9 protein-coding genes and 1 rRNA gene are annotated in these 9279 nt (G+C 68.8%); all 10 read right to left on the reverse strand.

What is annotated here, in order from left to right; translation table 11 throughout:
* Nucleotides 1–134: 134 nt before the first annotated feature.
* The gene (locus ACFC0G_RS04835; RefSeq protein ID WP_376397235.1) at nucleotides 135–752 is read right to left on the reverse strand and encodes a MerR family transcriptional regulator; all 618 of its coding nucleotides are present in this window, start codon (nucleotides 750–752) and stop codon (nucleotides 135–137) included.
* 235 nt (nucleotides 753–987) lie between these two features.
* Nucleotides 988–1461, reverse strand: coding sequence for a bifunctional nuclease family protein (locus ACFC0G_RS04840; protein WP_015032172.1), 474 nt, complete (start codon nucleotides 1459–1461; stop codon nucleotides 988–990).
* 53 nt (nucleotides 1462–1514) lie between these two features.
* Nucleotides 1515–2258 carry a MerR family transcriptional regulator gene (locus ACFC0G_RS04845; RefSeq protein WP_376397238.1) on the reverse strand — a complete coding sequence of 248 codons (744 nt, stop codon included), beginning with the start codon at nucleotides 2256–2258 and terminating at the stop codon, nucleotides 1515–1517.
* Nucleotides 2259–2287: 29 nt separating this feature from the next.
* Nucleotides 2288–3229 carry an FHA domain-containing protein gene (locus tag ACFC0G_RS04850; protein WP_376397307.1) on the reverse strand — a complete coding sequence of 314 codons (942 nt, stop codon included), beginning with the start codon at nucleotides 3227–3229 and terminating at the stop codon, nucleotides 2288–2290.
* A gap of 81 nt (nucleotides 3230–3310) precedes the next feature.
* Entirely contained in the window at nucleotides 3311–4264 is a 954-nt protein-coding gene (locus ACFC0G_RS04855; protein ID WP_376397241.1) for a DUF881 domain-containing protein, read from the reverse strand.
* Nucleotides 4265–4287: 23 nt separating this feature from the next.
* Nucleotides 4288–4620 (reverse strand): small basic family protein, encoded by a 333-nt coding sequence (locus ACFC0G_RS04860; RefSeq protein ID WP_015032176.1) that lies wholly within the window; start codon nucleotides 4618–4620, stop codon nucleotides 4288–4290.
* Complete coding sequence (locus ACFC0G_RS04865; protein ID WP_376397244.1) at nucleotides 4617–5546, reverse strand: DUF881 domain-containing protein; 930 nt, start codon at nucleotides 5544–5546, stop codon at nucleotides 4617–4619. The genes ACFC0G_RS04860 and ACFC0G_RS04865 overlap by 4 nt, the downstream gene beginning before the upstream one ends.
* Nucleotides 5547–5647: 101 nt before the next feature.
* A complete protein-coding gene (locus ACFC0G_RS04870; protein ID WP_376397247.1) occupies nucleotides 5648–8143 on the reverse strand; it encodes a sugar phosphate nucleotidyltransferase in 2496 nt (831 codons plus the stop codon).
* A gap of 115 nt (nucleotides 8144–8258) precedes the next feature.
* Complete coding sequence (locus tag ACFC0G_RS04875) at nucleotides 8259–8867, reverse strand: CDP-alcohol phosphatidyltransferase family protein (RefSeq protein ID WP_376397250.1); 609 nt, start codon at nucleotides 8865–8867, stop codon at nucleotides 8259–8261.
* Between the two features lie 148 nt (nucleotides 8868–9015).
* Nucleotides 9016–9132 (reverse strand): 5S ribosomal RNA (rrf, locus tag ACFC0G_RS04880).
* Between the last annotated feature and the right edge of the window lie 147 nt (nucleotides 9133–9279).

Consider the following 9279-nt stretch of genomic DNA (forward strand, 5'->3'; position numbering starts at 1 on the left):
CCACAGACACCCCGCAGGAGCCACAGACGGCCGCCCCGCAGAAGAACAAGCCACACGGGGGACAAACAGCCCTCACAAGCCCCTCACGAGCCCTCACAGGCCCCAGAGCGCGCCGGAGCGCGCCGAAGCGCCCGTCAGACCGCCTTGTCGCGCCGCCGCCTCGCCAGCTCGTCGCCCGGATTGTGCCCGACCAGCGTCTCTCCCGTGTCGACCCGCTCCCCGTGCAGCTGGGAGAGCGCCGCCTCCACGTCCCGCCAGACGACCCCGACGGCGATCCCGAAGACGCCCTGACCGCCCTGGAGCAGGTCGACGACCTCGTCGGGCGAGGAGCACTCGTAGACCGTGGCCCCGTCGCTCATGAGCGTCATGCGCTCCAGGTCGCGGAAGCCCCGGGCGCGCAGGTGCTGCACCGCCGCCCGGATGTTCTGCAGGGCCACCCCGGTGTCGAGGAAGCGCTTGACGATCTTCAACACGACGACGTCGCGGAAGCTGTAGAGCCGCTGGGTCCCCGACCCGTACGCGGGCCGCACGCTCGGCTCCACGAGCCCGGTGCGTGCCCAGTAGTCCAGCTGGCGATAGGTGATGCCGGCGGCCGCGCAGGCCGTGGGGCCGCGGTAGCCGACCACCTCGCCCGCCGGGCCTGAACTCGCGTCCGTTCCGAAGTCGCCCACACTGCCGTGAAGCGGATACGGACCGGACTCCCCGGACATGTGCCCGAGAGAACTCCCTGCCGTACCGTCCGCGCTGCTCATCACGCCGACCCTCCGTCCTTGACCTGCCCACACGAAGGTAGGCAGTCACTCGAGGTGCGTCAACGATCGCCACACTCGGCACGCCGAGTGATAATCACCCTGAGAGTGGTTTGCCGTGTCTCTCCCCGGGGAAAGGCTACTCGAATGCTCTGACAGCACCCCGCGAACGGCGCGCAGACGGGCCCTCACGACCGGCCCGCACGACGGCCTCGCAAGCGGCCTCCGGCCGCACGTCTCACTGGCTGTTGGTCCCGAAGTCCTCCGGTGAGATCTGGTCGAGAAACTCGCGGAACTTCTCCACCTCGTCCTCCTGCTCGTCCGGAATCGCGATACCGGCGTCGTCCAGCACACCGTCGCTGCCGTAGATCGGCGTCCCGGTCCGCAGGGCCAGTGCTATCGCGTCGGACGGCCGGGCGCTCACCTCGACGCCGCTGGCGAAGACCAGCTCGGCGTAGAAGACCCCGTCACGCAGATCCGTGATGCGGACCTCGGTGAGCTCCTGCCCCACGGCTTCCAGCACGTCCTTGAACAGGTCGTGCGTCAGCGGCCGCGGAGGGGCCATCCCCTGCTGGGCGAAGGCGATCGCGGTCGCCTCACCCGGTCCGATCCAGATGGGGAGGTACCGATCGCCTCCCACTTCCCGCAGGAGCACGATCGGCTGGTTGGAGGGCATTTCCACCCGGACACCCACAACGTCGAGCTCGTTCACACAGCAACCCTAGGACGTGCCCGACCGGTTTGGATAGTCGGGCCCGTCCAAGATCACGGGAGCCGGATGCCCAGAGCCGTCTGAACGAAGGCCGCGTGGAGCCTCACGGAGAGCTCGGCGAGCTCCTTCGCGGTGGCCTCCGCATGTGCTCTGGTCTGCGGATTACGGTGCCGGCGCAGCGGCGCGACCATCTGTTCGAGGAGTCCGGCCTCCCGGTCGGCGGCCGCCTTCACACCCCGCAGATGCCGGGGTTCGAGACCGAATCTCCCCAGATCCGCGACAAGTCTGGCGATGGCGACGGCCTCGGCGTCGTAGCCGCCGCCCCGCACCTCGGCGATCAGACCGAAGGACTCCCACTCGGTGAGCTCGGTCTCGGTCACCTCGGCGGCGGCGAGCAGCTCGGCCCGGCCGATCCGCACGGCGGTGGGACGCTCGCCCTCCTGGTCCCAGGGCCCGTCGATCAGCTCCCCCCGGCGCCCGGGCGCCGGGAGACTGACCTGCTCGCCCCGGGCGAGAGCGTCGAGATGCTCACGGATGACCTTCAGCGGAAGATAGTGGTCCCGCTGCATCCGCAGGATCTGAGCGAGCCGCTCCACGTCCTGCGGGCTGAACTTCCGGTACCCGGACGCCGTCCGGCGGGGCTCGACGAGCCCCTCGGCCTCCAGGAACCGGATCTTGGAGATCGTCACTTCGGGAAATTCGTCGCGCAGCTGGTTCAGCACCGTGCCGATGCTCACCAGCCGGTCGCCCTCGGTGGCGGTGCCGGATCCGGCACCGCCCGTCGGTGTTCGCAGCATGGACCTTCCCTGAAGGCTTCTCCGAGGCGTCACACGCCCCGCTGGCTCGAATAGAAGACCAGCCGGTACTTGCCGATCTGCACCTCGTCGCCGTTGGACAGAACGACCGATTCGATCGGCTCACGGTTGACGTACGTGCCGTTGAGGCTGCCGACATCGGCGACGGTGAAGCTGCCGTCCTGGGCCCGCCGGAACTCGACATGGCGCCGGGAGACGGTGAAGTCGTCCAGGAAGATGTCGCTCTGCGGGTGACGGCCGGCCGTCGTCAGCTCTCCGTCGAGCAGGAACCGGCTGCCGGAGTTCGGCCCCCGACGCACCACGAGGAGCGCGGAACCGAGAGGCAGGGCCTCCACGGCCGCGAGCGCCTCGGGAGACAGCGACGGAAGCGCGGTCTGGCCGGTGACCTCCGCGTCGTACGCCTCGAGCCCCGAGATGGAGATCGTCGACGTCGTCTCGGACGGACGCTCGGCGGCGACCCCGCCCCGCAGCGGCGTACCGCAGTGGGAGCAGAAGCGGCTGTCGGCCGTGTTGCGGTGACCGCACCTCGTACACACCGGCATGGACGCATCCTCCCCCCGCGGCAGGCCCGCGGAGGTCTGTGTCGCGTACGGGTCGGGGGTAAACCCTCCACCCGTACTTGAGGTTGATGGTTCCCCGAAACCTATGCGTCCGGCCCCGGCGGGGTCAACAGAAGACGCGCCCTGCGCGCCCGAAATGTCACCGCCCTGACCGTCGACCTCATCGCGGAAGAGCGGGCGCTCGCCGCCCTGCTCCTCGCTCTGGGCATGGCGCGGCGCGCGGTGCCTGGCGTTGCCGCCGTCCTCGCGTGCGCTCTTGCCGAACAACTTCGCAAACAACTTCACGGGCGATTCCCCTTGACCGAAACAGACCCGCCCGTGGGGCAGGACGAACCGAAATCCATCACACCTGCCGACCCGGACACCTTCACAACGTCCGTATCCTCCGGACAGTTTCCACCACGCACCACCGTTGTGGTGCGCCGACCCCCCGCAACGTCATGCCCTTGTCGCGGGACCCCCTCGTCCCCCGTCTCACTGCGAGGACGACTGAGCGTAGTCAGGCCGCTTCGCGGGTCGCAAGGCGTCGACGACGATCTTCGGCGCCCGCTCCACCGCGGCTGTGGCCTGCTCCTTCTCGAGGGTCTGCACGACACCGCCGGGGATGTTGAGCGCGGGCTCGAGATCCTCCGGCTTGCCGATGACCTTGAAGACGTACGGAGCGGCCACCTTCGTTCCATCGATCCGCATGTCGTCACCACTACCGGTGAAATAACTGTCCGCCACCACCCGCACGCCGTTGACCTGGATCGCCTCGGCACCCGCCGCGCGCAGCTCCTGGATGGCGTCGAGCAGCATGTCGGACTCGACGGCCCCGCTGGGGTCGCCGACGGTCAGGGTGATCCCCGGCCCCTCGGCGGCCACCGTGCCGGCCAGGATCCCGAGCTGTCGCTCCTTCTCCTGGGTCTGCTTCCGGGCCTCCTCGGCCTGGTCCGAGCTGGACTCCAGCTCGGTGCGCTGCTTCTCCAGCCGCGCCTTCTCGTCCTCCAGGCGCTGCGTACGGTCGTCGAGCTCGTCGAGGATCCGCACCAGGTCCTCCTGCCGCGCCCCGCGCAGAGCGCTGTTCTCGCTGGTCGAGGAGACCTGGATGGCGAGCCCGAGACCGAGGACGAACAGCAGCAGCGCGACGATGAGCTGGGCGCGGGTGACCCGCGGCGGCCACAGAGCGGCGGCGAGCCTGCGCCGCCCGCTCGGCCCTGCGGCGACGGGAGCCTCCGCCGCGGCCTGCTCGGCGGGCTCCCCCGCCTTCTCACCCTGGCGGGACTCCTCGGAGTCCTGCGAGCTCGACGCCTTGGGGAGCTTCTCCGAGCTCACGGACTTCTCAGAGCCCTCGGGGTTCGCGGAACCCTCGGGCCTCGCGGGCTGCTCAGGCCCGGCGGAGTTCTCGGGCCTGGCCGAGTTCTCGGGGTCCTCGGAGTTCTCAGGCATCTCAGGGTTCTCGCTCATCGGACTCACGCCCGGAAGACGTGGCGCCGGATGGCGGCCGCGTTGGAGAAGATCCGGATGCCGAGCACGACGACCACACCGGTCGACAGCTGCGCGCCCACGCCCAGCTTGTCGCCGAGGAAGACGATCAGCGCGGCCACGACCACGTTCGAGAGGAACGACACCACGAAGACCTTGTCGACGAAGATGCCGTCGAGCATGGCCCGCAGGCCGCCGAAGACCGCGTCCAGAGCGGCGACCACGGCGATCGGAAGATAGGGCTCGACCACCGCCGGCACTTCGGGCCGGACCAACAGTCCGACCACGACTCCGACGATCAGGCCCAGTACGGCGATCACGATGTGCCCTTCCCTGTGTCGGCCGTGGCCCGCCCGGACGGCGTCGCCGCCCCGGCCCCCCTCGGCTCTGCTGTACGTACGGTCAGGCTCGGCGCGGCCGGCAGGCGTACGTCGCCCTCGGCCGAGATGCTGCTCCTGATCCCGAAGTTCTCCACCAGCGCGTGCAGATACTGCCCGTCGGCGCTGTCCTGGAACGCTGTGCTCAGCCGCTGTCCGTCCCCGATCGCGAGGACGGTGTACGGCGGCACCAGCGGCTTGTTGTCGACCAGTATGGCGTCACCGGCGGCCCTGATCGCGGACAGCGACGTCAGCCGCTGGCCGTTGATCGAGACGGCTTCGGCGCCGGACTCCCACAGGCCGTTGACCACCCGCTGCATGTCCCGGTCGCGGACCCGGCCCGTGTCGGAGAAACCGCTGCTCTCCCGCGGCCCGCCGCCACCGGTGTCGGTGCCCTTGGCATCGTCGACGACGAGCTTCACCCCGGGACCGTGCACCGGGGTCGCACCCGAGAGCAGCGCGACGAGCTCGGCCTGGTCCCCGCCGTGCTCCTCCAGCGCCTGCCGCTGCCGGTCCCCGACCTCGACCCGGATCCGCTCGACATCGGCCTCCAGCTGATCGGCGGCGGAGGTCTCCCCCTCGATCCGGTCGATCAGCTCCTGCCGCTCCTTGGCCACCACCGGCGCCGAAAGCCGCGCCTCCGTCACACCCACGGTCACCACGGCGGCGGCGAGCACGAGACCCGCGGCGACAGCGAGATTCGCCCGCCGACTACGGGGCCTGCCGCCGCCCTCGGCCGCGCGCCGGGCCGTTGCCTCGGCGTAGCCGTCGTCGAGCGCGTGGTCGATCACGTTGTTCAGCAGCGACATCGACGCGTCCGGGCGCGGCGGCGGTGATCCGGTGCTCCGAACGGGGGGCTGCTGCGACATGCCGCACATCGTCGCACGTCGCACGGCCTACCGCCGAATGGCCCCCGCAACGGACCGGGAGGCACCCCCAGGGCGCCTCCCGGCCGTACAGCCCGTCCCCGTCAGCGACCTGCGCTGTCGACCACCTCGGCCCACTCGTCGAGCAAGGCCTGCGCGGAGGCGTCGTCGGGGCCCTCCGCCCACAGATGGGTGACGGCCTCAGCGGGGTCGGGCAGCACCATCACCCAGCGCCCGTCGGCCTCGACCACCCGCACTCCGTCGGTGGTGTCCACGGACCGGCTGCCCGCCGCCTCCACCACCCGACGCATGACGAGCCCCTTCACGGCCCACGGGGTCGCGATGTCCTTCTTCAGGACGTGCGCCCGCGGAATCCGCGCGTCGATCTGGCTGAGCGTGAGCTGCGTCCGCGCCACCAGCCCGATGAGCCGCACGAACGCGGCCGCTCCGTCGAAGACGCTGCTGAACTCGGGCACGATGAACCCGCCGCGCCCGTCACCGCCGAAGATCGTCGACTCCTCACGACCCACGCGTGTGAGGTCGTCGGGCGAGGTCGTCGTCCATTCGACCTGCGTGCCGTGGTACGCGGCGACCTGCTCGGCGATCCTCGTGGTCGTCACGGGCAGCGCGACCCGCCCCGAACGCCGCTCGGCCGCCACCAGGTCCAGCATCACCAGGAGCGCCCGGTCGTCCTCGATGATCCGCCCCCGCTCGTCGACGAGCGAGAGCCGCTCGCCCACGGGGTCGAACCGCACCCCGAACGCCGCCCGCGCCGAGGCCACGATCTCCCCCAGCCGTACGAGCCCGGCCCGCCGGCTCTCGGCCGACTCGGTGGGTCGGGACTCGTCGAGCCCGGGGTTGATCACCAGCGAATCCACCTGGAGCCGGCCGAGCAGGCTGGGCAGGACGAGCCCGGCACTGCCGTTGGAGGCGTCCACGACGACCTTGAGCCCCGCCTCGGCGATCCCGGAGGTGTCGACGTTCCGCAGCAGCGACCCGGTGTACGAGTCGAAGACGCTCGCCGGGAAGGAGAGGTCGCCGATCTCCCCGGGGAAGGCCCGCCGGTACTCCTGCCGCGCGAACACCCGGTCGAGCTTCCGCTGCCCGGCCTGCGAGAGGTCCGCCCCGCGCTCGTCGAAGAACATGATGTCGACGGAGTCCGGCACACCGGGCGACGTCCGGACCATGATCCCGCCGGCGCTTCCCCGCGCGGTCTGCTGCCGGGCCACGGGCAGCGGTACGTTCTCCAGGTCCCGTACGTCGATGGCGCTGGCCTGCAACGCCGAGATCACCGCCCGCTTCAGCGCCCGCGCGCCCCGGGAGTGGTCGCGAGCCGTGGTGACGGTCGCGCCCTTCTTGAGCGTCGTGGCATAGGCGCCGGCGAGACGCACGGCCAGCTCCGGCGTGATCTCCACGTTGAGGATGCCGGACACCCCGCGTGCCCCGAAGAGATGCGCCTGTCCCCGGGACTCCCAGATGACCGACGTGTTGACGAAGGCACCGGCCTCGATCGTCTTGAACGGATAGACCCGGACGTTGCCCTGCACGATCGATTCTTCACCGACCAGGCACTCGTCCCCGATCACGGCGCCGTCCTCGATCCGGGCGGCCCGCATGATGTCGGTGTTCTTGCCGATCACACAGCCGCGCAGATTGCTCTGCTGCCCGATGTAGACGTTGTCGTGCACGACGGCCTTGTGCAGGAAGGCGCCGCTCTTGACGACCACGTTCGACCCGATGACCGTGTGCTCCCGGATCTCCGCACCGGCCTCGACCTTGGCGTAGTCGCCGATGTAGAGCGGCCCGCGGAGCACGGCGTCGGGATGCACCTCGGCGCCTTCGGCGACCCACACGCCCGGCGAGATCTCGAAGCCGTCGATGTCGACCTGGACCTTGCCCTCGAGAACGTCCGCCTGGGCCTTCACATAACTCTCGTGCGTGCCGACGTCCTCCCAGTAGCCCTCGGCGACATAGCCGTAGATCGGCTTGCCCTCCTTCATGAGCTGAGGGAAGACGTCACCCGACCAGTCCACGGAGACGTCCGCGGCGACGTAGTCGAAGACCTCGGGCTCCATGACGTAGATGCCCGTGTTCACCGTGTCCGAGAAGACCTGTCCCCAGGTCGGCTTCTCCAGGAAACGTTCGACCTTTCCCTCTTCGTCCACGATGGTGATCCCGAATTCCAGCGGATTCGGCACCCTCGTGAGGCAGACGGTGACGAGGGCGCCCTTCTCCTTGTGGAAGGCGATGAGATCGGTCAGATCGAAATCTGTGAGCGCGTCCCCCGAAATGACGAGGAAAGCGTCGTCCTTCAACGCTTCCTCGGCATTCTTCACACTGCCCGCTGTACCGAGAGGCTTCTCCTCGTTGGCGTACGTGAGCTCCATCCCGAGCTCCTCGCCGTCGCCGAAGTAATTCCGGACGAGTGAGGCGAGGAACTGTACGGTGACGACGGTCTCGTTGAGACCGTGCCTCTTGAGCAGTCGCAGGACATGCTCCATGATCGGCCGGTTCACCACCGGCAGAAGAGGCTTGGGCATACTCGAGGTCATGGGGCGAAGTCGGGTTCCTTCGCCACCGGCCATCACGACGGCCTTCATGTCGGAAGCGTCCTCCTTGAAGAGACGACGGTCCTGCCGACTTCACCTGTCCGCTCGGTGGCCCTCGGGCGTCCTCGTCCTGCCGGCGACGTTGCTCGGCACGGGACGGACGGGCTCAATCGGCCGCGGTATCCGCCTTCACGAGTCGACGGACCTGGACCACGTAGAGGATCCCTGCCCACCAATACAGAGTTGTACCCCATCCGGCGAAGGCCCACCCGAAAACTTCAGCGAGTGACGAAAGCCAGCCCGTTCCGTCACTGAGAAGCAGCAACGGGAACGCGTACATCAAGTTGAAAGTCGCAGCTTTCCCGAGGAAGTTCACCTGCGGCGGCGGGTACCCGTGCCGCCGGAGGATCCACACCATGACCAGGAGCATCAGTTCGCGCGCCAGCAGGGCGGCGGTCAGCCACAACGGCAGGATCTCGCGCCAGGTGAGCCCCACGAGCGTGGACAGGATGTACAACCGGTCAGCGGCGGGGTCGAGCAGCCGGCCGAGGTTGCTGATCTGGTTCCAGCGCCGGGCGAGCTTGCCGTCGAGATAGTCGCTGACGCCACTGAGCATCAGGACGAGCAGCGCCCACCCGTCGCTGTTCGGGCCGCCGAACTCGGGACGGAGAATGAGCCACAGAAACAGCGGCACGCCGAGGAGACGCGCCATGCTGAGAATGTTGGGGATGGTGAGAACCCGGTCGGTCTGAACGCGAGTCTCCTGGACCTCCACCCGGGGGCCTCCTGCTGGGATGGTGCCGACGTTGCCCCCTGACCCTACCCTCAGCCATGACGCGGCCGCGCACAGGGTCCCGACTGCCGGCAGAACGCAAAAATGCCTCAACCCCCGGACAAAAGTCCGGGGGTTGAGGCTAAAAATTGTTCGGCGGCGTCCTACTCTCCCACAGGGTCCCCCCTGCAGTACCATCGGCGCTGAAAGGCTTAGCTTCCGGGTTCGGAATGTAACCGGGCGTTTCCCTAACGCTATGACCACCGAAACTCTATGAAGATATGAACCGCCGCACCACCCAAAGGGGGGCGTGTTCGTTACTTCAGAACTAACACAGTGGACGCGAGCAACTGAGGACAAGCCCTCGGCCTATTAGTACCGGTCAGCTCCACCCATTACTGGGCTTCCACATCCG

This window comes from Streptomyces sp. NPDC056169 (assembly GCF_042268445.1).
Lineage (GTDB): Bacteria > Actinomycetota > Actinomycetes > Streptomycetales > Streptomycetaceae > Streptomyces.

Coding starts and splice junctions, on each gene's coding strand:
- ACFC0G_RS04835 (WP_376397235.1), bottom strand. CDS start 752: ATGAGCAGCGCGGACGGTACGGCAGGGAGTTCTCTCGGGCACATGTCC.
- ACFC0G_RS04845 (WP_376397238.1), bottom strand. CDS start 2,258: ATGCTGCGAACACCGACGGGCGGTGCCGGATCCGGCACCGCCACCGAG.
- ACFC0G_RS04870 (WP_376397247.1), bottom strand. CDS start 8,143: ATGAAGGCCGTCGTGATGGCCGGTGGCGAAGGAACCCGACTTCGCCCC.
- ACFC0G_RS04865 (WP_376397244.1), bottom strand. CDS start 5,546: ATGTCGCAGCAGCCCCCCGTTCGGAGCACCGGATCACCGCCGCCGCGC.
- ACFC0G_RS04855 (WP_376397241.1), bottom strand. CDS start 4,264: ATGCCTGAGAACTCCGAGGACCCCGAGAACTCGGCCAGGCCCGAGAAC.